25 protein-coding genes and 1 other RNA gene are annotated in these 20,167 nt (G+C 63.4%); 10 read left to right on the top strand and 16 right to left on the bottom strand.

What is annotated here, in order from left to right:
- Positions 1–3: 3 nt before the first annotated feature.
- The 3 genes from AC04SH_RS03510 to AC04SH_RS03500 form a co-directional block, all read right to left on the bottom strand.
- The gene (locus tag AC04SH_RS03510) at positions 4–450 is read right to left on the bottom strand and encodes a GNAT family N-acetyltransferase (protein ID WP_203280531.1); all 447 of its coding nucleotides are present in this window, start codon (positions 448–450) and stop codon (positions 4–6) included.
- 74 nt (positions 451–524) lie between these two features.
- A complete protein-coding gene (locus tag AC04SH_RS03505) occupies positions 525–884 on the bottom strand; it encodes a hypothetical protein (protein WP_488573949.1) in 360 nt (119 codons plus the stop codon).
- A 3-nt stretch (positions 885–887) separates the two neighbouring features.
- Positions 888–1,727 carry an AAA family ATPase gene (locus AC04SH_RS03500; RefSeq protein WP_203280533.1) on the bottom strand — a complete coding sequence of 280 codons (840 nt, stop codon included), beginning with the start codon at positions 1,725–1,727 and terminating at the stop codon, positions 888–890.
- 150 nt (positions 1,728–1,877) lie between these two features.
- On the opposite strand from AC04SH_RS03500, the gene ssrS reads away from it, so the two are divergent.
- From ssrS to AC04SH_RS03465, 7 genes are all read left to right on the top strand, one after another.
- Positions 1,878–2,033: non-coding RNA, 6S RNA (gene ssrS, locus AC04SH_RS03495), on the top strand.
- A gap of 95 nt (positions 2,034–2,128) precedes the next feature.
- Complete coding sequence (locus AC04SH_RS03490; RefSeq protein WP_477235144.1) at positions 2,129–2,707, top strand: 5-formyltetrahydrofolate cyclo-ligase; 579 nt, start codon at positions 2,129–2,131, stop codon at positions 2,705–2,707.
- A 122-nt stretch (positions 2,708–2,829) separates the two neighbouring features.
- Positions 2,830–3,366 carry a hypothetical protein gene (locus AC04SH_RS03485; protein ID WP_488573948.1) on the top strand — a complete coding sequence of 179 codons (537 nt, stop codon included), beginning with the start codon at positions 2,830–2,832 and terminating at the stop codon, positions 3,364–3,366.
- 56 nt (positions 3,367–3,422) lie between these two features.
- Entirely contained in the window at positions 3,423–4,247 is an 825-nt protein-coding gene (locus AC04SH_RS03480) for a TIGR00282 family metallophosphoesterase (protein ID WP_488573947.1), read from the top strand.
- A gap of 71 nt (positions 4,248–4,318) precedes the next feature.
- Entirely contained in the window at positions 4,319–5,080 is a 762-nt protein-coding gene (locus AC04SH_RS03475; protein ID WP_142869731.1) for a TerC family protein, read from the top strand.
- Positions 5,081–5,282: 202 nt separating this feature from the next.
- A complete protein-coding gene (locus tag AC04SH_RS03470) occupies positions 5,283–6,032 on the top strand; it encodes a YebC/PmpR family DNA-binding transcriptional regulator (protein ID WP_112559692.1) in 750 nt (249 codons plus the stop codon).
- Positions 6,033–6,045: 13 nt separating this feature from the next.
- Complete coding sequence (locus AC04SH_RS03465; RefSeq protein WP_488553067.1) at positions 6,046–6,351, top strand: Rdx family protein; 306 nt, start codon at positions 6,046–6,048, stop codon at positions 6,349–6,351.
- A 25-nt stretch (positions 6,352–6,376) separates the two neighbouring features.
- On the opposite strand, the gene AC04SH_RS03460 is transcribed toward AC04SH_RS03465, so the two are convergent.
- Positions 6,377–6,853 (bottom strand): anthrone oxygenase family protein, encoded by a 477-nt coding sequence (locus AC04SH_RS03460; RefSeq protein ID WP_488573946.1) that lies wholly within the window; start codon positions 6,851–6,853, stop codon positions 6,377–6,379.
- Between the two features lies 1 nt (position 6,854).
- Positions 6,855–7,682, bottom strand: a complete 828-nt coding sequence (locus AC04SH_RS03455; RefSeq protein WP_488573945.1) for an NAD(P)H-binding protein — start codon at positions 7,680–7,682, stop codon at positions 6,855–6,857.
- 117 nt (positions 7,683–7,799) lie between these two features.
- Between AC04SH_RS03455 and AC04SH_RS03450 the strand changes: the two genes are divergently transcribed.
- Positions 7,800–8,441 carry a TetR/AcrR family transcriptional regulator gene (locus tag AC04SH_RS03450; RefSeq protein ID WP_488573944.1) on the top strand — a complete coding sequence of 214 codons (642 nt, stop codon included), beginning with the start codon at positions 7,800–7,802 and terminating at the stop codon, positions 8,439–8,441.
- Positions 8,442–8,582: 141 nt separating this feature from the next.
- On the opposite strand, the gene rpmE is transcribed toward AC04SH_RS03450, so the two are convergent.
- Positions 8,583–8,804 (bottom strand): 50S ribosomal protein L31, encoded by a 222-nt coding sequence (gene rpmE, locus AC04SH_RS03445; RefSeq protein WP_112559687.1) that lies wholly within the window; start codon positions 8,802–8,804, stop codon positions 8,583–8,585.
- Positions 8,805–9,009: 205 nt separating this feature from the next.
- Here rpmE and AC04SH_RS03440 point away from each other — a divergent pair, with 205 nt between their 5' ends.
- The gene (locus AC04SH_RS03440) at positions 9,010–10,812 is read left to right on the top strand and encodes an ABC transporter transmembrane domain-containing protein (RefSeq protein WP_488573943.1); all 1,803 of its coding nucleotides are present in this window, start codon (positions 9,010–9,012) and stop codon (positions 10,810–10,812) included.
- Positions 10,813–10,833: 21 nt separating this feature from the next.
- Here AC04SH_RS03440 and AC04SH_RS03435 read toward each other — a convergent pair whose 3' ends face one another.
- The gene (locus AC04SH_RS03435; RefSeq protein ID WP_488573942.1) at positions 10,834–11,034 is read right to left on the bottom strand and encodes a hypothetical protein; all 201 of its coding nucleotides are present in this window, start codon (positions 11,032–11,034) and stop codon (positions 10,834–10,836) included.
- A complete protein-coding gene (locus tag AC04SH_RS03430) occupies positions 11,031–12,515 on the bottom strand; it encodes a carboxypeptidase M32 (protein WP_488573941.1) in 1,485 nt (494 codons plus the stop codon). The genes AC04SH_RS03435 and AC04SH_RS03430 overlap by 4 nt, the downstream gene beginning before the upstream one ends.
- 162 nt (positions 12,516–12,677) lie before the next feature.
- Between AC04SH_RS03430 and AC04SH_RS03425 the strand changes: the two genes are divergently transcribed.
- Entirely contained in the window at positions 12,678–13,031 is a 354-nt protein-coding gene (locus AC04SH_RS03425; protein WP_477235123.1) for a DUF1304 domain-containing protein, read from the top strand.
- 84 nt (positions 13,032–13,115) lie between these two features.
- On the opposite strand, the gene AC04SH_RS03420 is transcribed toward AC04SH_RS03425, so the two are convergent.
- The 8 genes from AC04SH_RS03420 to AC04SH_RS03385 form a co-directional block, all read right to left on the bottom strand.
- A complete protein-coding gene (locus AC04SH_RS03420; protein WP_477235121.1) occupies positions 13,116–13,541 on the bottom strand; it encodes a hypothetical protein in 426 nt (141 codons plus the stop codon).
- A 239-nt stretch (positions 13,542–13,780) separates the two neighbouring features.
- Entirely contained in the window at positions 13,781–14,812 is a 1,032-nt protein-coding gene (locus AC04SH_RS03415) for a peptidoglycan -binding protein (protein ID WP_488573940.1), read from the bottom strand.
- A 1-nt stretch (position 14,813) separates the two neighbouring features.
- Positions 14,814–15,839, bottom strand: coding sequence for a MotA/TolQ/ExbB proton channel family protein (locus tag AC04SH_RS03410; RefSeq protein ID WP_477235117.1), 1,026 nt, complete (start codon positions 15,837–15,839; stop codon positions 14,814–14,816).
- Positions 15,840–16,021: 182 nt separating this feature from the next.
- Positions 16,022–16,717 carry a PAQR family membrane homeostasis protein TrhA gene (trhA, locus tag AC04SH_RS03405; protein WP_488573939.1) on the bottom strand — a complete coding sequence of 232 codons (696 nt, stop codon included), beginning with the start codon at positions 16,715–16,717 and terminating at the stop codon, positions 16,022–16,024.
- Positions 16,718–16,801: 84 nt separating this feature from the next.
- Positions 16,802–17,602 (bottom strand): inositol monophosphatase family protein, encoded by an 801-nt coding sequence (locus tag AC04SH_RS03400; protein ID WP_488573938.1) that lies wholly within the window; start codon positions 17,600–17,602, stop codon positions 16,802–16,804.
- 30 nt (positions 17,603–17,632) lie between these two features.
- Entirely contained in the window at positions 17,633–18,199 is a 567-nt protein-coding gene (efp, locus tag AC04SH_RS03395; RefSeq protein WP_112559678.1) for an elongation factor P, read from the bottom strand.
- Between the two features lie 105 nt (positions 18,200–18,304).
- Positions 18,305–19,369 (bottom strand): tetratricopeptide repeat protein, encoded by a 1,065-nt coding sequence (locus AC04SH_RS03390; protein WP_488573937.1) that lies wholly within the window; start codon positions 19,367–19,369, stop codon positions 18,305–18,307.
- A 46-nt stretch (positions 19,370–19,415) separates the two neighbouring features.
- Positions 19,416–20,063 (bottom strand): thiamine phosphate synthase, encoded by a 648-nt coding sequence (locus tag AC04SH_RS03385; RefSeq protein ID WP_488573936.1) that lies wholly within the window; start codon positions 20,061–20,063, stop codon positions 19,416–19,418.
- Positions 20,064–20,167 lie beyond the last annotated feature (104 nt).

Genomic DNA, 20,167 nt, shown 5'->3' with positions numbered 1-20,167 from the left:
TATCTACAGCAGATCGTACTCGATGAAGCCAGTCCGCCGAGCAACGCGGTCGTAGAGCTTGCGCGCGGTGGTGTTGGTCTCGTGGGTCATCCAGTAGACGTTCTTGACGCCAATCTTGCCGGCCTCCTGCTTTACCGCCTCGATCAGCGCCGCACCCACGCCCTTGCCGCGCACATCAGGGTCGGCGAACAGGTCCTGCAGGTAGCAGTTGTTTTTTTCGGACCAGCCGGAGCGATGGTAGAGATAGTGGGTCAGGCCGACCGCCTTGCCGTCGAGCGTGGCGATAAAACCCTTCGGCTCGAATTCTCCGTCCGTGAACAGCCGTTTCCAGGTGATGTCATACACCTCGTCAGGGAGCTTGGTTTCGTAGAAGGTGAGGTAGGCAGTCCACAGACGCCGCCAGTCGGCATGGTCGGCCTGCGCCAGCGGGCGGACGGTGATCTCGGTCATGAAATGCTCTCCATGTGATAGGTCAGCTTCGGCAATGCCCGTCAGCACGACAAGGGTCCACGCACAGATACCTTCTAATCCTGGGAGCCGCCTTGGCTTGACGGGCCTGCCCGCAAAAGCTGGCTGGCAAAGACTTGGAAGCGACTGACCTCCTCAATCGATTCCACATACCACGGTCGAGACGTATCAATTTCCGCTATCGAACGGCCTTCACTATCCTGGCTCTGAGACAGCACCCGGCAACGCAAGCTGCCGGGCTGTGGATAGATGTTGCCAGCACCTAACCATGCGTTCGAAACGAGGGCTTGTTTCTCGCGGAAATGCCATTGGCGACCAAATCGGTCGCTGAACTCAAATTCGACAATCCCCGGCTGCGGCTCGTCGTCGATCCAGCGAACGATGGCAACCTCAAGCTCCGCGTGATCTTCTGACACGGCCTAACCTTGCCGTCTGGCCATAAAAGCCAGGCGTTCGAACAGGTGCACGTCCTGCTCGTTCTTCAGCAATGCGCCATGCAGTTTGGGCAGTGCGTTCTTGGGGTCGGCGCGCAGATCCTCGGGTGCGATGTCGTCGGCGACCAACAGGCGGATCCAGTCGAGCGCCTCGGAGGTCGACGGCTTCTTCTTCAGCCCCGGCACATCACGGATCTCGTAGAACTGGGTCAGCGCCGCCCGGACCAGGTTCTGCTTGATGCCGGGATAGTGGACGTCGACGATTTTGTGCAGCGTGTCGACGTCCGGAAAGCGGATGTAGTGGAAGAAGCAGCGGCGCAGGAAGGCGTCGGGCAGTTCCTTCTCGTTGTTGGAGGTGATGATGACGATCGGCCGGACCGCGGCGCGAATGGTCTCGCCGGTCTCGTAGACGAAGAACTCCATCCGATCGAGTTCCTGCAACAGATCGTTGGGGAACTCGATGTCGGCCTTATCGATCTCATCGATCAAAAGCACGACCTTCTTGCCGGCCGCGAACGCCTCCCACAGCTTGCCGCGCTTGATGTAGTTCCTGATGTCGTTGAAGCGCTCGTCGCCGAGCTGGCTGTCGCGCAGCCGCGAGACCGCGTCATATTCGTAGAGTCCTTGCTGCGCGCGCGTCGTCGACTTGACGTGCCATTCGATCAGGTCGAGGCCGAGTGCCGCCGCCACTTGCCTGGCAAGTTCGGTCTTGCCGGTACCGGGCTCGCCCTTGACCAGCAAGGGCCGCTCCAGCGCGATCGCCGCATTGACCGCCACCATCAGATCCTTGTCGGCGACATAGGCCGCCGTGCCTTCAAAACGCATGCTTGCTCCTCGGTTGGTCATCGCGACCGTAAGGACGCCGCCCGGCCTGTGCAAGGGCGAGCCGGTCGTGACGAAAAGGGCGTGCATCTGAAATGGAAACATCGGCTCGTGTCACTGGCGCTGGACCGACCAGCGGCCTATATTGGGGAGGACGGTCTGTGCTTCCCGGCAGGAGAACATTTTCCCCGGGGCCTTAACGATCCTTAGGGAGCTGTCCCTGGGAAGACCCGTGGGTTTTCTCATACGGCGCCCACCTACTTTGTAGGTTCCCGGGATCGCTCTCTCCACCGGTTGTGTGGATCGTCACTTCTTGCCCGCGTCCACGCATTTGGTGGATGATGCGGTAGAAAACGTCGCTCCTAAAACGCCGCCAGAAACCGACCTTTTCTATCGTTCAGCGCATGACATCCTTAAAAGACCTGAAGAAACAACTGCGCCGCGAAGCTCTCGGCCGCCGCGATGCGCTCGATCCGATGTGGCGAGTGGAGATAGCGCTTGAGATGGCCGAGACGGCGCGCGATCACCTCGCTATCGAGCCTGGCCAGATCGTTTCAGCCTTCTGGCCGATGCGGTCGGAAGTCGACGTAAGGCCGCTGATGTTTGCCTTGCGCGAGAAGGGAGCCAGGCTTTGCCTGCCGGCCATTCTCGACAAGACCACAATCGTCTTTCGCGAACTGGTGCGCGGCGCGCCGATGGTCGAGATGGGATTCGGCACGGTCGGTCCGCATGAGGAGGCCGAGGTGCTCGACCCCGCGGTGATGCTGGTGCCGCTCGCCGCCTTCGACAACCGTGGCCATCGCATCGGCTACGGCGCCGGCTATTACGACCGCGCCATCGCCAGGCTGATCGACAAGGGCTTGCCGCCACGGCTGATCGGCATCGCATTCGACTGCCAGGAGGTGGCGCTGGTCCCGGACGAGCCACATGACGTCATCATCCAGGAAATACTCACCGAGAGCGGACTGCGCCGTTTCGCTTAAAAGTTCGCGATCTTAGTTTGATGTATGTCGTTATCTCAAAACCGGGACCACTTTTGAGCGACATGCATTAACGCGTTTCCAAGACATGCCGGATAGTATTCTCCGCAATACAATCCGAGCCGATGGCGGTCGTCATGTTTGTCTTAGCACGCTACCTGCTGATGCCGCTCGTCCTCATCGCGGTGACGCTGTTCGCGATGGGCTTGCACATTGTCGGAACCGCCCTGCATCACCAGTTCGCCTGGCATCAGACGGTCGCCACCGTGACGGATGTCAGTCCCTATACCGAAACGCAGAAAAACGGCCTGACCACGAAAGGCATCAATGTCGCCATCGCCTATGTCGCCAACGATGCACCGATGAGTTGGTCCGGCAAGGCGAAGGATATCGGTCTCTACACCACGTCCAAAGGCGACCAGGTGGAACTGTACTACGACCCCGCCGATCCATCGTCCCTCGATACCGCCGCTATGAAGGGCTGGCGCGGCGGGTTGCTGCTCTTTGCCGTTTCGGGCGGGTTCACCGCTTTCTACGTCTGGTTTTTCTGGCTGCGCGGACGCAACGCGCCGCCGGCGTCGCCGATAGCGTCGCCTGTTCGCGTTGCGGGCGCGAATGCAAAGCCGCTCCACCAGCAGCGCGATACTTTCGGCCGGCGTTAGCGCCAATCGCCGGGGTAGCGCTTGCCTAGCGTCCTCGCCTCTGGATAGAAGTGGGCATGAGACTTCTCTTCCTCGGCGACATGGTGGGCAAATCGGGACGTACGGCAGTGTGGGAACAACTGCCCGGCCTGATCTCCGACTTCAAACTCGATTTCGTCATCGTCAATGGTGAGAACGCCGCCGGCGGTTTCGGCATCACCGAAGACATTTTTCGCGACACCATTGCCGCCGGCGCCGATGTCGTCACCACCGGCAACCATGTCTGGGACCAGCGCGACGCGCTGATCTTTGCGCCGCGCGAGGAGCGCTTTTTGCGTCCCTCCAATTTTCCCAAGGGCACGCCGGGGCGCGGCTCCGGCGTCTACATCGCCAAAAACGGCGCACGCGTGCTGGTCGCCAACATTATGGGCCGGGTGTTCATGCATCCCGAACTCGACGATCCGTTCCAGACCGGCGAGCGCGAGCTGGCGGCCTGTCCGCTGGGCGAGCAGGCCGATGCCGTGGTCATCGACTTTCACGCTGAGGCGACTTCGGAGAAAATGTGCTTCGCGCATTTCGTCGACGGTCGCGCCAGTCTCGTCATTGGCACCCACACGCACCAGCCCACCGCCGACCACCAGATCCTCAATGGCGGCACCGGCTACATGTCCGACGCCGGCATGTGTGGCGATTATGATTCCTCGCTCGGCATGGACAAGGAAGAACCGCTCAACCGCTTCCTGTCGAAGGTGCCGAAAGGCCGGTTCGAGGCGGCGACCGGACCGGCGACATTGTGTGGCATCGGCGTCGATATTTCCGACCGCACCGGGCTGACCGAGAAGATCGCGCCGTTTCGTCGCGGGCCGCGGCTGGAGGAAACAGCGCCGTCCTTCTGGTCGTGACATTGATATAGACGCACGCAGTACCTAACTGGCGGCGACACCTGCTTCAGATCGTAGAGGGGACGACCTCCATGCAGCTCATCGAATTCCTGGCGCCGCATTTTCAATTTGTCTCTGACCCCACCGCCTGGGTCGCGTTGCTGACGCTGATTGTGCTCGAGGTCGTGCTCGGCATCGACAATCTGATCTTCATCTCGATCCTGACCAACAAATTGCCGGAAGCGCAGCGCGCCCGCGCCCGCCGCCTCGGCATTTCGGCGGCGCTGGTCATGCGGCTGGTGCTGCTCGCCACCATCTCGATCATCGTTCAGCTGACGACGCCGGTGTTCACCGCTTTCGGCCACGGCTTTTCCTGGCGCGACCTGATCCTGATTGCCGGCGGCCTGTTCCTGGTGTGGAAGGCGACCAAGGAAATCCATCACACGGTCGATCCGGAGGATCACAAGGACACGATGCTGGGCGAGACGCTGCAGATCTCGCTTGCCGGCGCCATTTTCCAGATCCTGCTGCTCGACCTCGTCTTTTCCATCGATTCCATCATCACCGCCGTCGGCATGACCGACGAGATCGCCATCATGTATATCGCCGTGATCGTGGCGGTGAGCGTGATGATGCTGGCGGCCGGGCCGCTGGCCAATTTCATCGCCAAGAACCCGAGCATCGTCATGCTGGCCTTGGGCTTCCTGCTAATGATCGGCATGACGCTGATCGCCGACGGCATGGGCTATCATGTTCCCAAGGGCTACATCTATGCCGCCATGGGTTTCTCGGCGTTGGTCGAAGGACTCAACATGCTGGCGCGGCGGCGCAGGAAATCCGGTGGTGGGCATTGAAGCTGCTCGCCGGGGCGCTGTGAACGCCGTGTCTGGACGAATTGAGCCGATTTATCTATAAGCCGGCCATTCCGACAAAGAGCGCCGTATGCCTTCGCAGGCATGCGAGAGACGTTCTGAAATTTAAATTCGAGCATTTGCGGGAAGGCCGGGTATCGTCGCCTCGCTTCGTAATGCTCTAGCCGAAGACGACAGGGGTGCCATGGCTGGCCATTCACAGTTCAAGAACATCATGCACCGCAAGGGCCGCCAGGACGCGGTGCGGTCGAAAATGTTTTCCAAGCTGGCGCGCGAAATCACCGTCGCCGCCAAGAGCGGGACGCCGGATCCGTCGATGAACCCGCGCCTGCGCCTGGCCATCCAGAACGCCAAGGCGGTGTCTATGCCGAAGGACAATATCCAACGCGCCATCAACAAGGCGTCGATGGGCGATGCCGAAAACTACGAGGCGGTGCGCTATGAAGGCTACGGCCCGGGTGGCGTGGCACTGATCGTCGAGGCGCTGACCGACAACCGCAACCGCTCGGCCTCGAATGTGCGCGCCGCCTTCACCAAGGCCGGCGGTGCGCTCGGCGAAACCGGCTCGGTGTCGTTCATGTGGAACCGCGCCGGCGAGATCTACTATCCGGCCTCTGTCGGCAGCGCCGACAAGGTGATGGACGCGGCGATCGAGGCCGGCGCCGATGACGTGGAATCGGACGAGGAAGGCCATACCATCTACTGTGCCTTCGAGAGCATGGGCGAAGTGTCGAAGGCGCTGGAAGCCTCGCTCGGCGAGGCCGAATCGGTGAAGCCGATCTGGCAGCCGCAGAACAATGTTCCGGTCGACGAAGAACGCGCCCAGTCGCTGATGAAGCTGGTGGCGACGCTCGAAGACGATGACGACGTGCAGAGCGTCTACGCCAATTTCGAGGTCGACGACGAGACCATGGCCAAGCTCAGCGCGGCGTGATCGAAACTCGGACATGAGCCAGCTGCCCACCATCCGCATCACCTATTGCACGCAGTGCCAGTGGCTGTTGCGCGCCGGCTGGATGGCGCAGGAACTGCTCTCGACCTTCGGCACGGATCTGGGCGAAGTGACGCTGGTGCCGGGCACCGGCGGCATCTTCACCATTTCCTGCAACGAGGTGCTGGTCTGGGACCGCAAACGCGACGGCGGCTTTCCCGACGCCGCCAAGCTCAAGCAGTTGGTGCGCGACGTCATCGATCCGGACCGCGATCTAGGCCATTCCGACCGTAAGGGTCACACGCAAAAAGACCCCGCCTGAGCGGGGTCTTTTTGCTTTCAGCCTCCTAGAGCAACGCGAAGATGAAGCAGGCCATCGATACGATGGCGGTGATGGTGCGGACGTGGTTCCACATCACCCATTGGTTCAGATGGTTTGCCCAGACGGCGGCGCCATTGGCGCTGGCTGGATCGACGGCAGCGAGCGCATCGTTGAGCGGCACATTGAAGACCATGGTCACGATCGGGTTGCCGATCAGGTAGATCACCGCCCCGGCAAGCAACCAGTACGAACCGGACTGGCTCCAGCCCATGATGGCGGCGGCGATAAGCACCAGGCAGAGCAGGCCGGTGCCGAACAGCGCCGTCATGAAGGTCGGGGTGATCACCGTGATGTTGATCGAATTCATCGCCGCAATGCCTTGAGAGACGGGCAGCCGGGCAAGCGCCGCCATGACGAAGTTGGAAAAGGCGAAGAACACGCCGCCGACGACGCCCGAACCGATTGCGGCAATGATGGTGAGGGTGGGAAGAAACTTGATCATCTCAGTTGCTCCAGATGCCGGTTGCGGCGGTTTCATGTGCGTAGGCGGAAAAGTCTTTCGGCGCGCGGCCGAGCACAGCCTGGACGCCATCGGTCAGCGTCTCGTTACGGCCGTCGAGCACTTCGGTGAACAGCTCGTTGAGCAGCCAGGCGATTTCAGGCGGCAGTTCATATGCGGCCATCGCGGTGGTGAATTCGTCATGCGAGACCTTGAGATAGCGGATGTCGCGACCGGCCGCCTTGGCAATCTCGGCGACGGCGTCGGCGAAGCTCAGCAGACGCGGCCCGGTCAGCTCATAGAGCTGCCCGACATGGCCTGGCTCGGTCAGCGCGACGAAGGCAGCGTCGGCAATGTCGTCGGCATCGATGAAGGGCTCACCGACAGTGCCGACCGGCAAGGCAACCTCGCCTTCGAGCAAGGACTCGATGAGAAAGCCTTCACTGAAGTTCTGCGAAAACCAGGCACAGCGCAGGATCGTCCAGTCGGCGCCCGAGGCTTTAACCATCTCTTCGGCGCGCTGGGCCTCGGTCTCGCCGCGTCCGGAGAGCAGCACCAGCCGGGTGATGCCATTGGCCACTGCAAGCCTGGCGAAGGCCTCGACGGTCTCGGCCGCGCCCGGCACGGCGATGTCGGGATAGTAGCTGATGTAGACGGCACGCACGCCTTGCAGGGCCGGGCCCCAGGTCGCCGGAACCTCCCAGTCGAAGCGTGGGCTGCCGGAGCGCGAGCCGATGCGCACGGGAACGCCCTGTGCGGTCAGCCGCTCGGCGAGGCGACGGCCGGTCTTGCCGGTGCCGCCGAGGATCAGGATTGGTTTGGTGTCAGTCATTGTGGTTTTTCCTCTGTTTGAAAATATGAGTAATCCTCACATTTGCAAAACGTGATAAACCCTCGTATTTTGCGAGTCAAGCCGTTGTTGGCAATTTTCTCGAGACCGGAGACAGTCATGGAAGACACAGCAGCGCCCGCATCTGCCCAGGAGCAGGTCGCATCGCCGCGGCGGGCGCCGACGCAGCAACGCAGCCGCGAGCGGGTCGAACGGATGCTGGCCGCAGCCTCTGCGTTGATTGCCCAACAAGGCAGCGACGCCATGCGCATGGGCGAGGTGGCAGAACGGGCCGGGGTGTCGATCGGTTCGCTCTACCAGTTCTTTCCCGACAAGCGGGCGATCGTCTGGGCGCTGGCCGAGCGTTACACCGCCGAAAGCCAGGCCTGCATCTCCTCGGCACTCAAGGATGTCACCGACGCCGAAGGCCTCCGGCAGGCGTTTTCGGAGCTGGTCGATATCTACTACCGGCTGTTCCTGGCCGAGCCGGTGATGCGGGACATATGGTCGGGTACCCAGGCCGACAAGGCGCTGCGCCAGCTCGAACTCGCCGACAGCCGCGCCAATGCCGAATTCCTGACCGCGGTCCTCAAGCGGCTGCAACCCGATGCCGATCCGGTAGCGCTGGAGACGACGGCGTTTCTGGTCTGGCAGATGGGCGAGGCCGCGGTGCGGCTGGCGATCTCGGTCGACCGGCAGGAGGGCGACAGGCTGGTGGCCGCCTACAAGCGCATGGCGCTACGGGAGTTATTGGAAGGGTAGACCCTTACCTTCGCCCTTGTGGGGAGGGTCGCTGCGCGCAGCGGGGTGGGGGCGCCTGCGCCAGCTTGAGTGACCTACCTTGGTCGCAACAAAAAACCCGCCTCTGGGGCGGGTTTTTTAGATTGTGCAGGCGTGGCCAGCTTAGAGGCCGAAACCTTCGAAGCGCTTCTTGAACTTCGACAAGCGGCCGCCGCGGTCGAGCAGGGTCTGCTGGCCGCCGGTCCAGGCCGGGTGCGTGGTCGGGTCGATATCGAGGTTCATCGTATCGCCTTCCTTGCCCCAGGTCGAACGGGTCATGTATTCGGTGCCATCGGTCATGACGACCTTGATGGTGTGGTAATCGGGATGGATGTCGGCCTTCATTGTCGTGCTTCCTGGCTTGTGGCGCTGCCGACGGGCCCGTGGCCTGCGTCGATGCGCCCCTTTTTAAAACTCGAAGCCGCAGCTATTGAAAAGCCACGGCTTCTAAAACGGTCGGCGAGCCTATACATCAGCCGGAATTGAATCACAAGGCCGTGGCGGGCGCATATTGAAAGCGCCCACCGGGAAGCGGCCAGAGGAAACGGTCATGGCGGACATCAGCGGCGAGCAAGACGGGCGCAGACGCTCGCTCGGGCCGCTCAGGCGCCTCTCTCCCTACATCAGCCGCTACCGCAAACTGGTCATCGGCGCCGTCATCTCGCTGGCCATCGCGGCGGCGACGACACTGGCGCTGCCGCTCGCCGTGCGGCGCATGATCGACCACGGTTTCAGCGCACCCGGAACCTCCTTCATCGCCGAGTACTTCGCCGCTTTGGTGGCGATGGCAGCCATTCTGGCGGCGGCATCGGCTGGCCGCTACTATTTCGTCATCACGCTCGGCGAGCGGGTTGTTGCCGACATCCGCAGCGATGTGTTTTCGCATGTCACGACGCTGTCGCCGTCCTTCTTCGACACCGCCCAGTCGGGTGAGATCGTCTCGCGGCTCGCGGCCGATACGACGCAGGTGAAATCCGCCGTCGGCGCCACCGCCTCGGTGGCGCTGCGCAATGTCATCCTCGGCCTCGGCGCTGTGGCGATGATGGTCGTCACCAGCCCGAAACTGTCCGGCCTGGTCATAGCGGCCATTCCGGTGATCGTGCTGCCGCTGGTCGCCTTCGGCCGCTCGGTCCGGCGCCGGTCGCGGCAGGCGCAGGACACGCTGGCGCAAGCGACCGCCTATGCCAGCGAGCAGATCGGCGCGGTGCGTACGCTGCAGGCTTTCACCAACGAGACGCTGGTCACCGGGCGGTTCTCGGCTGCGGTGGAAGCAGCGTTCCAGGCGGCGCGCTCGTCGATTTTCGCCCGCTCTTTCCTCACCTTCTTTGCCATCTTCATGATCTTTTCCTCGGTCGTGGCGGTGCTGTGGTTCGGCTCGCGCGACGTACTTGCCGGCACGATGTCGGCGGGCACGCTCGGCCAGTTCCTGCTCTATTCGGTGTTTGCCGCTGGCGCGCTCGGCGCGCTGTCGGAAGTGTGGGGCGAGCTCTCCCAGGCGGCGGGTGCGGCCGAACGGCTGACCGAGATCCTCGACGAGACGCCGGCGATCCTGGCGCCTGCCAAGCCATTGCAGCTGCCGGCCAAGGCGAAGGGCGCGATCAGCTTCGACGATGTCTCCTTCTCCTATCCGGCAAGGCCCGACCGCGCCGCCGTCCATGGCCTGAGCTTCCAGGTGAAGCCGGGCGAGACGGTGGCGATCGTCGGGCCCTCGGGCGCCGGAAAAAGCACGGTCTTTTCACTGATCCTGCGTTTTTACGATCCCGAGACCGGCCGCATCGCCATCGACGGCGTCGACGTGCGCGAGGCCGATCCGGCCGATGTCCGGGAGCGCATCGCCATCGTGCCGCAGGATGTCACCATTTTTGCGGCGAGCGCGCGCGACAATATCGGCTTCGGTCGGCCGAGCGCCACGAATGCCGAGATCGAGACGGCCGCCAGGGACGCGCTGGCCGACGAATTCATCCTCAAACTCGACAAGGGCTATGACAGCCAGGTTGGCGAGCGCGGCGTGACCTTGTCCGGCGGCCAGCGCCAGCGCGTGGCGATCGCCCGGGCCATCCTGCGCGACGCGCCGATCCTGTTGCTCGACGAGGCGACCTCGGCGCTCGATGCCGAAAGCGAAACACTGGTGCAGACGGCTCTGGAACGGTTGATGCAGGGCCGCACCACCATCGTCATCGCCCACCGTCTTGCAACGGTGCTGAAGGCTGACCGCATCCTGGTCATGGATGGCGGCCGCATCGTCGAGGAAGGCACGCATCAGAGCCTGGTTGCCAAGGGCGGTATCTACGCGCGGCTGGCCAAGCTGCAGTTCGAAACCGGAGCCAGCGCGTTCAGGGGTGCCGCGGAGTAGGTGCTGCGGCGCAAATTGAGTTCAGCCGCGGGCAGGCTGGCGCCGGCCACGCCGGATAGCGATGAATACCGGGACGCCGACGAACAAGGTCAACCGGAACATGCTGGCGATGACCTGTCGCTGCTCCGTGTCCGGATCGCTGACCTTCACTTCGACGGGCGGCGGATCGACGTAGGTTAATGCCCTATGTTTTTGGATGCCGTGCCAGCCGAAATGGCTCAAGCCCCGTATCGCTGCTGCAGGTGGCGGGTGAAATGCGCGGCATTCAGTTTTTCGCCGGTGGCGCGTTCGAGCAGTTCGGGCGTTGACCAGCGTGAGCCCTGCGACCAGATCTTGTCGCGGCGCCAGCCATTTATGACCTCGAAGTTTCCTTTTGCCAGATCGTCGTCGGCGGACGGATGCTCGCTGGTCAGCGCCGCCCATTGCTGCGCCGCCATCATGGCGCCCAGCGTGTAGGACGGGAAATAGCCGAAGGCCGCACCTGGCCAATGCACGTCCTGCATCGGCCCGTCGGCGGGATTGTCTATGGTCGACAGACCAAGATACTCCCGCATCTTGGCGTCCCACGCCTCGGGCAGGTCGGCGGCCTGCAGCCGTCCCGAGACTAGCTCCTGCTCCAGCTCGTAGCGCAGGATGACATGCAGCGGATAGGTGACCTCGTCAGCGTCGACGCGGATCAGGCCGCGCTCGACCCGGTGCACATGCGGCAGGATATCGTCGAGCGACCAGGCCTCGCCGAGATGCCTTTCGACCACCGGCAGCGCCCAGCGCCAGAATTCGGGATTGCGGCCGATCTGCTTCTCGACGAACAGGCTCTGGCTTTCATGCACCGCCATGCCGCGCGCCTTGCCCAGCGGCCAGTGCGCCCAGGCCTTCGGCAGGTTCTGTTCGTAGAGCGCGTGGCCGGTCTCGTGCAGCACGCCCATCAGTGCCGACAGGAAATCCGAGGTCTTGTAGCGGGTGGTGATGCGCACGTCGCTCGGCACGCCGCCGCAGAAAGGATGATGTGACACCGACAGCGAGCCATGGGTGAGGTCGAAGCCAACCGCCGCCATCATGGCGAGGCCAAGCTCGCGCTGCCGGTCTATCGCATAGCTGCCCGAGAGCGGCTTCAGCGAGTGGCTGGCCAGCCGCGCCTCCTGCACGGCCAGCGCCTCAGGCACGAAGGACTTCAGGAACGTCTTCAACTCAGTGAAGACCGGCGTGATGTCGGCGGCGCGGTTGCCGGGATCGTATTGCTCCATCAGCGCGTCGTAGGGATCAAGGCCGAGCGCGTCAGCGCGCAGTGCGGCCTCCTCGCGGACCAGCGCGATGACACCTTCGAGTGCCGGCAGGAAACCGGCCCAGTCGTTCTTGGCGCGCAGGTCACGCCAGAGCTGCTCGGAGCGCATGCGCGCCACCGTCTGGCGTTCGACGAACTCGACCGGCAGGCAGGTCAGGTTGGTGTATTGACGGCGCAATTCCCGGACCGCCGCCTGCTGCTCCTCGTTCAACGCCTCCCGTTCGGCTGCAGCGAGCCAGTCGGCGATTTCCGGCGCCGTTGCCCGGGCATGCAGCATGCCGGCCAGGGAAGACGTGGCTTCGGCGCGCTTCTCACCGCCACCGACTGCCATGTGGGTCGCCTCATCGGCGCCGAGGATGGCGAGCGCATGTTCCAGCGCTTCGAGCTTGTGGCCGAGATCATCGAGTTTCTGAAAGGACATGGCAGATTCCGCGTTTTGGACGGCGGGAAAAGATACCAATGCGCCAGGCTTGGCAACCCTGCACAAGTGTCGGTTAATGGGGGCAAGGCGGCGCGAGCTTGCACGCCGTGGCGGGCGTGCTCACTATGGCAGACGGCGTGATGCCGCCTGGGGGAGAAAGACATGATCGCCAACATACTGGTCGGGCTGGTGGCGCTGATCCACTGCTACATCGTCTATCTGGAGATGGTGGCGTGGGACACGCCGCGTGGCCACAAGGCGTTCAACCTCAAGCCGGACTTCGCCAGCGCATCGAAGGTGCTGGCCGCCAATCAGGGGCTTTACAACGGCTTCCTTGCCGCCGGGCTGATCTGGGGCCTCTATCTCGGCGCGGCCGGATTCCAGATCAAGGTGTTCTTCCTGCTTTGCGTTGCCATTGCCGGGCTCTATGGCGCGGCGACCGCCAGCAGGAAGATCCTGTATATCCAGACCGTGCCGGCGGTGGTTGCGCTCGTCGCGCTCTGGCTCGGCTGGTAAAAAGACGCCCTCGGACCAGATCCCGCGGGCGTCAGACTGTCCCTTTCTCATTCTTTGGATATCCGAGGATATCGCAGCGGGTTCTCAGCCGTTCGGATAATTGCCGCCGTCGGAACCGTCACCGATCATGAAGCCACTACCGGTGTCGGACATCAGGGCCTGGTCGACGTTGTCGAGGCGGCGCAGCAGGTCGTGGTATTGCGCGGCCGGGATCCGGCCATGATCCGAGCCAGCGACCCGTTCGGCGGCCTGGCTGATATGCGCCGCGCGCAGATGCAGCCGATGCGCTTCGGCCGACGTGATCGCGTTGGCCTGCCTGGCATCGGTGATGCCCTGGTCGACGCCCTTTATCTGCTCGATCAGGCCGGTCACGCGCGGACCGGTCATGTCGGTCGGGTCGCTGGCGTCGAGGGCGCCCTTGTGATGTCCGGCGGCATAGGCGCCGGCGAGCGGAACGGCGATCAGAAGTGTGGTGAGGGCTGCAGTCCTGAGAGTCTTCAAAGAACGCATGATGTGCGTCTCCTCCTGCTTTGGAAGGGGTAAGCGCTTTCACTCCGCCTTCCGGACGCGGGCCGTCGGGTTCCGTCGCGTCGCGATGGGAGGCATCGCCGGCGGTTCTCGGCCCTGCGCGGCAAATTAGGAGCCCAGAAACGTGAAGTGTAATTAAAAAAAGATAATGTTTTCAGGCCTTGCCGAGGCTGCCTTGCGCCCTAGAGTTGAGCCGTCGAACAAATTCGCGTGACCAAAAATCACCGTTCGGTGAGCTTCAGTTCAATGCGGCGGTTCTTGTTGCGGGCGTCTTCGGTGTCGGCGGGATCGAGCGGCTGAAATTCGCCGAAGCCGGCGGCGACCAGCCGGTTAGCGGGCACGCCGTTCTCGATCAGGAACTTGACCACCGAGGTCGAGCGCGCCGTCGACAACTCCCAATTGTCGCGGTAGCGGCCCGTGCCCGACAGCGGCTTGTTGTCGGTGTGGCCGTCGACGCGCAGCACCCAGTTGATCTCCGGCGGAATTTCCTTTTGCAGTTCGATGATGGCGTCGGCGAGCTTCTTCATCTCGACCTTGCCGGCATCGTTGATCACTTCGGAGCCGGTCGGAAACAGCACCTCCGACTGGAAGACGAAGCGGTCGCCGACGATGCGGATGTTCTCGCGGTCGGCGAGGATTTCGCGCAGGCGGCCGAAGAAGTCTGAGCGGTAGCGGTTCAGTTCCTGCACGCGCTGCGCCAGCGCGACATTCAGCCGACGGCCGAGATCGGCGATCTTGGTGTTGGAATCGCGGTCGCGGGTTTCAGAGACATTGAGGGCGTCCTCGAGCGCGCCGATCTGCTTGCGCAACGCCGCGATCTGCTGGTTGAGGATCTCGACCTGGCTCAGCGCCTGCTGGCTGATCTGACGCTGGTTGTCGAGTTCGCCGCCCAGTTGAGCCGCACGCTGGTTGGCGGCGTCGCCGGCGCCTGCACCTTGCGCCAGCAATTGCTCCAGCCGGCTCTTCTCGGCTTCCGACGCCGACAGCGAGGCCTGCAGATTGGCGAGCGAATCATCCTTGTCCTGCGCCGTCGAGCGCTCCAGCGCCAGCAACTGCGTCAGTTCGTTGATCTGCGAGTTGAGGCGCGAGAGCACGGTGTCCTTGCCGGAGAGTTCGCGGCCGAGCAGGAACTGCGCCAGTACGAAGACGGTGAGCAGGAACATGATGGCGAGCAACAGCGTCGACAGTGCGTCGACGAAGCCCGGCCAATAATCGATGCGGCGGTCGGTGCGACGGCCCCTGGCGAGCGCCATGCTAGTGCACCCCGGGCTTCTTCAGGGCGTCGGCGATCTTTTCCAGCGTGTTGCGCATCGCCTTCTGCTCGTCCGACTGGGCCTCGACCCAGTCGCGCATGATCTGCTGCTCGGAGCGCATGTTCTTGACCAGGCCGGAAATGCCGTCGGCGAGATTGGCCATGGCGGTGGCGACGCGCGGATTGGAGCCGCCGCCGTTTTCCTGCATGCTGCGCAGCCGCTCCGACAACAGGCGGATCTCGTCGGAAGGCTCGTTCTTGGCCGGATCGGCAACGACAATGTCGGAGGAGAGATCGGTGACCGAGGACAGCCAGTTTTCAAGCTCGGTGTAGAAGCGGGTCTGGGCGCGGCCGGCCTGCAGGTCGAGGAAGCCGAGCACCAGCGAACCGGAAAGGCCGAACAGCGAGGACGAGAAGGCGGTGCCCATGCCGGCCAGCGGCGCCGACAGGCCCTGTTTCAACGAATCGAGCACGGCGGCGGCGTCGCCGGTGCCGGGATCGAGCGATTCGATGGTCTCGCGGATCGAACCGATGGTGTTGAGCAGACCCCAGAAGGTCCCGAGCAAGCCGAGGAACACCAGCAGCCCGACGAGATAGCGCGAGGTGTCGCGGCTTTCGTCGAGGCGGGTGGCGATCGAATCCAGCATGGTACGCATCGAGGAGGTCGAGAAGGCGACCGTCGAGGAACGGCCGATCATCGCCTTCATCGGCGCCAGCAGCACCGGTTCGGTGGTTTCGGAGCCGGCGCGGAACGAATTGACCCAGCGCACTTCACGAAACAGCCGTCCGACCTGGGCGAAGGCAAGCAGGATGCCGACCGCCAGCACGCCGATGATAAGGCCGTTGAGGCCGGGATTGCTGCCGAAGGCGGTCGAGATCTGGCGGGTGAGGATGGCTGCGATGAAGGCGACGATGACCAGGAAGATGACCATGGTCAGGAGGAAGACCTGCGGGCTCGACAGTTTGTGCGGATCGTACATCAGGACATCAGAACGCCTGCCCACGCCGAAGGATCTGAGAAAAGCCATCCGTGCCCCGTTTCCGATGCTCTTTATTTGCCTTGACGCAATTCCGAACGGGAAACCGCTCACACTTTCCCGGAATTGCTCCAGTGCCGCCGATCACGTAATTCGCGACTCTAAACGCAATTGTGACCAAATTGAATGGCGCTTGGCAATATTGCCCGATGGGTCGGGCGGCACTGCGCCTTTCAGAGGCGGTTGATGACCAGGCAGTCGACCATGGCGGCAAGATGCAGCCCGGCGCCGGTGATGACAAAGCCGTGCCAGACGGCATTGTGGAAACGCAGCCCCTTCCAGGCGAAGAAGATGACGCCGCAGGAATAGACGATGCCGCCGGCGACGATCAGCGCGATCGACGTTGTCGGCAATGTCGCGACCAGCGGCTTGACCAGAACGATGCCGCTCCAGCCGATGGCGAGATAGAAGACTATGGCCAGGCGGTCGAAGCGGCCGGGCAGAAATACTTTTATGGCGATACCGGTCACAGCCGCGGTCCAGACAAGGGCAATCATCGGCAGCGCCAACGGCGAGCCGTCGAGCTGGGCCAGAAAGGGCGTGTAGGTAGCGGCGATCAGTAGGTAGATCGCTGCATGGTCGAAGCGCCGCAAGATCCATTTTGCCGGCGATGTCACCGGCCACAGATTGTAGGTGAGCGACACCGACAGCACGGTCAGCAGCGATACCACGTAGAAAGCGACGGCGATGTATTCGCCCGGACCGGCATGGAAAGCGGCCAGCGCCAGCAAGGTCGAGCCCGCCGCTATCGCCAGCACGATGCCGACCGCATGGACGATGCCGTCGGCGATCATCTCCGCACGCGAATAGTGCCAACGCCCGACAAAGGGGATATCGATTGGCGTTTCTGGCGGGGATTGTGGCGGCATGCGCGAAGGTCCTTCGTCCCCCTTATCTGGGCGGTCGCCGGGCAGTATTTCAAGCTTTGGTTGCGGTTTTGCGACTGCGGCGCTTCAGCGCGCCGAGATCGGCTTCTTCACCGCCTTGAGCAGCGCGCGCTGGATGACCTCGTTGCCAGCAACGACCGAGCCGGCGTTGAGCATGTCCTGGCCGCCCTCCATATCGGAGACGAAGCCGCCGGCTTCGCGGACCAGCAGCAGGCCGGCGGCGATGTCCCAGGCCGACAGGCCGGTTTCCCAGAAGCCGTCCATGCGGCCAGCGGCGACATAGGCGAGATCGAGCGCGACCGAACCCAAGCGGCGCACGCCGGAGACCTCGGCCATCACATTGCGCAGCTCGACCAGGAAATTGCCGTGCTGGCCGCGGCCCAGATGCGGGATGCCGCAGCCGATCACGCAGTCGGTGAGCTTGATACGGCCGGCAACGCGCAGCCGGCGATCGTTCATGAAAGCGCCGCCGCCGCGCTCGGCGGTGTAGAGCTCGTCCATCGCCGGATTGTAGATGACGGCGGCGACTAGCTGACCCTGGCGCTCCAGCGCGATCGAGATGGAAAAGATCGGAATGCCATGCAGGAAATTGGTGGTGCCGTCGAGCGGGTCGACGATCCAGCGGTGCTGGTCGTCGTCGCCTTCGACCACACCGCGCTCTTCCATCAGGAAGGCATAGCCCGGCCGCGCCTTCGACAGTTCGGCAAACAGGATGTCCTCGGCCTTGCGGTCGGCCTGGCTGACATAGTCGCCCGGCCCCTTCATCGACACCTGCAGGTTCTGTACCTCGCCGAAGTCGCGCGACAGCGAGCGGCCGGCCTTCATGGCGGCCTGGACCATGACATTGAGAAGTGCTGAGCGTGCCATCGTGTTTCTTCCTGCTGCTGCGCCTTAAGATCAGTCTGCGCGGCGCATGTAGGTGAGCTCGTTGGTGTCGACGACGATGCGTTCGCCGGCGCCGATGAATGGCGGCACCAGCACGCGAATGCCGTTTTCCAGCACCGCCGGCTTATAGGAAGACGCAGCCGTCTGGCCCTTCACCACCGGGTCGGCTTCGGTGATGGTCAGCGTCACTTGGTCGGGCAGCGAAATGCCGATCGGCCTGTCCTCATAAAGCTGGACCGTCACCATCATGCCGTCCTGCAGGAAAGCGGCGCGATCGCCGACGAAATCCTTCGCCAGTTCGAGCTGCTCGTAGCTCTGGGTGTCCATGAACACCAGCGCGTCGTCCTGTGCGTAGAGGAAGGAAAAATCCTTCAGGTCGAGCCGGATCTGCTCGACGGTCTCAGCCGAACGGAAGCGTTCGTTGAGCTTGGTGCCGTTGATCAGGTTCTTCAGCTCGACCTGGTTGTAAGCGCCGCCCTTGCCGGGCTTGACGGTGTTGGTCTTGACCGCCACCCAGAGGCCGCCATCGTGCTCGATGACATAGCCGGGACGGATTTCGTTGCCATTGATCTTGGCCATGATGATATTGATCCGGGAATGAGATGGTCGCTGGACAAGCGATTTCGGGCTCCCAAGACCACAAATCACCAGAAGAGGCAAGGGAGCGGGGGATGCAAGGCAAGCTCAAGGCAGGCGGTTGGCCTTCTGCAGGGCCTGCTTGGTCTGGTCGTCGGTAAGTCCTTGCAGGAAATCGTCCATCTCCGGATCGATAAGGCCCGCGCGGCGGGCGACCACGTACCAGGCCCCGGCCAGGATCAGGTCGGGATCGGTGCCGATGCCGCCCATGTAAAGCTTTGCCAGACGGTTCTGGGCGGCGATGTTGCCGCCTTCGGCTGCCTGCTTCATCCAGTTGAAGCCGGATTTCAGGTCGCGAGCACCGCCGCGGCCTTCGATCATCCAGGCGGCAAGATCGATCTGCGCGGTGTCGTAGTTCTGCCTTGCGGCCTGCACCAGCAGGCGGCGCGCCTGGGCATCGTCGTGCGGCTTGCCGCCGACACCATTGGCATAGACCTGCGCCATCGCATACTGGGCGTCGGCAAGGCCGGTCGCCGCGGCCCGCTCATAATAGGGCACGGCCCTGGCGATGCCGGCATCGCCCGGATCCTGCTGCACAAGCAGCTGCGCGAAGTTGAACTGCGCCAGGCGATTGCCGGCTTCGGCGGCGGCCTGCATCAGGGCGTAAGCTCCCTTCTCGTCCTTCTTGACGTAGCGGCCGTCGAGCAGCATCAGCGCATACTGGAACTGCGATTCCGGAATGCCCTGTTCAGCGGCCTGCGCATACCATTTGGCGGCCTCCGCCGGGTTGAGCGGCACGCCCAGCCCGCGCGACAGGATCTCGGCCACCAGCGTTTGCGCCGCCGGGTCGCCATTCTGGGCCCGCACCAGCGCCAGATTGTAGGCGGTCTTGTAGAGGCCGCGCTGGAAAGCGCCATAAGCGGGGTCCGCCGGCTTGGCGCCGAAACGCTCGGGATTGATGGCGTCGGCCGACGGCAACGGCGCGGTCGTCGCGGGCTGCGGCAGCGGGGTGTCGATCGGCTTGTCGACATGAACGCCAGAACCGGTGGCGCCGGTGTTTGCGGCACCCGCATCATGGGCACCCGTAGCCGGCGCGCTGATGTCGGGTGCGGCGGCATCGGGCCTGGGCTGCGGCAGCGGAATGGGCTCCGCCGCCATCGCTGCCCCGCTCATCAAGGCCGCAACGAGAACCGCGATAGGAAGTCCGGGTCGGCGCACGTCAGTCCTCGAAGCGCGGCGCGGTTTCGTCGAGCAGCGCATTGGCGGCAGCAATCGCCGCCTTCGGATCGGCGCCGTCGGCGAAGACAGCGCTGGACAGCGCCACGAATTCGGCGCCGGTGTCCGCCACCGCCTCAACCGAAGCCAGGTCCGACCCGGCCATGACGATGCAAGGGATCTGGATCATGTCGGCCCACCAGCGGCCGAGCGACAGATTGCGCGGATGCGGTTCCGGCTTGTTGTCGTAGCCAAAGCGGCCGAAGAAGATGTAATCGGGCCTGGTTTCGCCGAGCTCCAGCGCGTCGTCGCGGGTCTTGGCGCCGCCGGCGCCGACCATCATCTTGCCCTGGAAATGTTCGATGGTCTCGGCGAGCGCGTCCTTGGAGACCTCGACATGAATTCCGTCGGCCTGAACGCGGCCGGCAATGCGGGTGTCGCCGGCGATGATGACGGCGATGCCGGCCGCCTGCGCCGCCGGCACGATCTGTTCGGCGAACGCCTGGAAGGCAGCCTCGTCCATGCCGTTTTCAGGCAGGATCAGCGAAGCGACGTCGCCGCCCTCGAAGGCCGCAGCAATACGCTCGGCAGGCGTGTCCCTGGGCGCGATCAGCACGATGCGGCAGCGATTGGGGGGTGTAGCGTCGTTCATTGGCTTTCGATCCGGGAGTTCGCCTATGCCGGGCGAAGATGGTTGCATTGCGGCATAGAGCAAAGCGCCCGCCTTGAACAGGCGGGCGAGGATCGATGCGATGG

It is taken from the genome of Mesorhizobium sp. CNPSo 4688 (assembly GCF_057784295.1).
Note: the sequence above shows the minus strand (reverse complement) of the source record. Positions and strands in the feature narration are given on the sequence as shown.

What these genes read in the sequence shown, in the direction of transcription:
- rpmE (WP_112559687.1), bottom strand. Translation starts at nt 8,804, where the DNA reads ATGAAGGCCGACATCCATCCCGATTACCACACCATCAAGGTCGTCATG.
- AC04SH_RS03420 (WP_477235121.1), bottom strand. Translation starts at nt 13,541, where the DNA reads ATGCGTTCTTTGAAGACTCTCAGGACTGCAGCCCTCACCACACTTCTG.
- AC04SH_RS03510 (WP_203280531.1), bottom strand. Translation starts at nt 450, where the DNA reads ATGACCGAGATCACCGTCCGCCCGCTGGCGCAGGCCGACCATGCCGAC.
- AC04SH_RS03465 (WP_488553067.1), top strand. Translation starts at nt 6,046, where the DNA reads ATGAGCCAGCTGCCCACCATCCGCATCACCTATTGCACGCAGTGCCAG.
- AC04SH_RS03490 (WP_477235144.1), top strand. Translation starts at nt 2,129, where the DNA reads ATGACATCCTTAAAAGACCTGAAGAAACAACTGCGCCGCGAAGCTCTC.
- AC04SH_RS03455 (WP_488573945.1), bottom strand. Translation starts at nt 7,682, where the DNA reads ATGACTGACACCAAACCAATCCTGATCCTCGGCGGCACCGGCAAGACC.
- AC04SH_RS03440 (WP_488573943.1), top strand. Translation starts at nt 9,010, where the DNA reads ATGGCGGACATCAGCGGCGAGCAAGACGGGCGCAGACGCTCGCTCGGG.
- AC04SH_RS03480 (WP_488573947.1), top strand. Translation starts at nt 3,423, where the DNA reads ATGAGACTTCTCTTCCTCGGCGACATGGTGGGCAAATCGGGACGTACG.
- AC04SH_RS03475 (WP_142869731.1), top strand. Translation starts at nt 4,319, where the DNA reads ATGCAGCTCATCGAATTCCTGGCGCCGCATTTTCAATTTGTCTCTGAC.
- AC04SH_RS03485 (WP_488573948.1), top strand. Translation starts at nt 2,830, where the DNA reads ATGGCGGTCGTCATGTTTGTCTTAGCACGCTACCTGCTGATGCCGCTC.
- AC04SH_RS03500 (WP_203280533.1), bottom strand. Translation starts at nt 1,727, where the DNA reads ATGCGTTTTGAAGGCACGGCGGCCTATGTCGCCGACAAGGATCTGATG.
- trhA (WP_488573939.1), bottom strand. Translation starts at nt 16,717, where the DNA reads ATGCCGCCACAATCCCCGCCAGAAACGCCAATCGATATCCCCTTTGTC.
- AC04SH_RS03430 (WP_488573941.1), bottom strand. Translation starts at nt 12,515, where the DNA reads ATGTCCTTTCAGAAACTCGATGATCTCGGCCACAAGCTCGAAGCGCTG.
- AC04SH_RS03425 (WP_477235123.1), top strand. Translation starts at nt 12,678, where the DNA reads ATGATCGCCAACATACTGGTCGGGCTGGTGGCGCTGATCCACTGCTAC.
- AC04SH_RS03450 (WP_488573944.1), top strand. Translation starts at nt 7,800, where the DNA reads ATGGAAGACACAGCAGCGCCCGCATCTGCCCAGGAGCAGGTCGCATCG.
- AC04SH_RS03410 (WP_477235117.1), bottom strand. Translation starts at nt 15,839, where the DNA reads ATGGCTTTTCTCAGATCCTTCGGCGTGGGCAGGCGTTCTGATGTCCTG.
- efp (WP_112559678.1), bottom strand. Translation starts at nt 18,199, where the DNA reads ATGGCCAAGATCAATGGCAACGAAATCCGTCCCGGCTATGTCATCGAG.
- AC04SH_RS03470 (WP_112559692.1), top strand. Translation starts at nt 5,283, where the DNA reads ATGGCTGGCCATTCACAGTTCAAGAACATCATGCACCGCAAGGGCCGC.
- AC04SH_RS03415 (WP_488573940.1), bottom strand. Translation starts at nt 14,812, where the DNA reads ATGGCGCTCGCCAGGGGCCGTCGCACCGACCGCCGCATCGATTATTGG.
- AC04SH_RS03460 (WP_488573946.1), bottom strand. Translation starts at nt 6,853, where the DNA reads ATGATCAAGTTTCTTCCCACCCTCACCATCATTGCCGCAATCGGTTCG.
- AC04SH_RS03385 (WP_488573936.1), bottom strand. Translation starts at nt 20,063, where the DNA reads ATGAACGACGCTACACCCCCCAATCGCTGCCGCATCGTGCTGATCGCG.
- AC04SH_RS03400 (WP_488573938.1), bottom strand. Translation starts at nt 17,602, where the DNA reads ATGGCACGCTCAGCACTTCTCAATGTCATGGTCCAGGCCGCCATGAAG.
- AC04SH_RS03390 (WP_488573937.1), bottom strand. Translation starts at nt 19,369, where the DNA reads ATGAGCGGGGCAGCGATGGCGGCGGAGCCCATTCCGCTGCCGCAGCCC.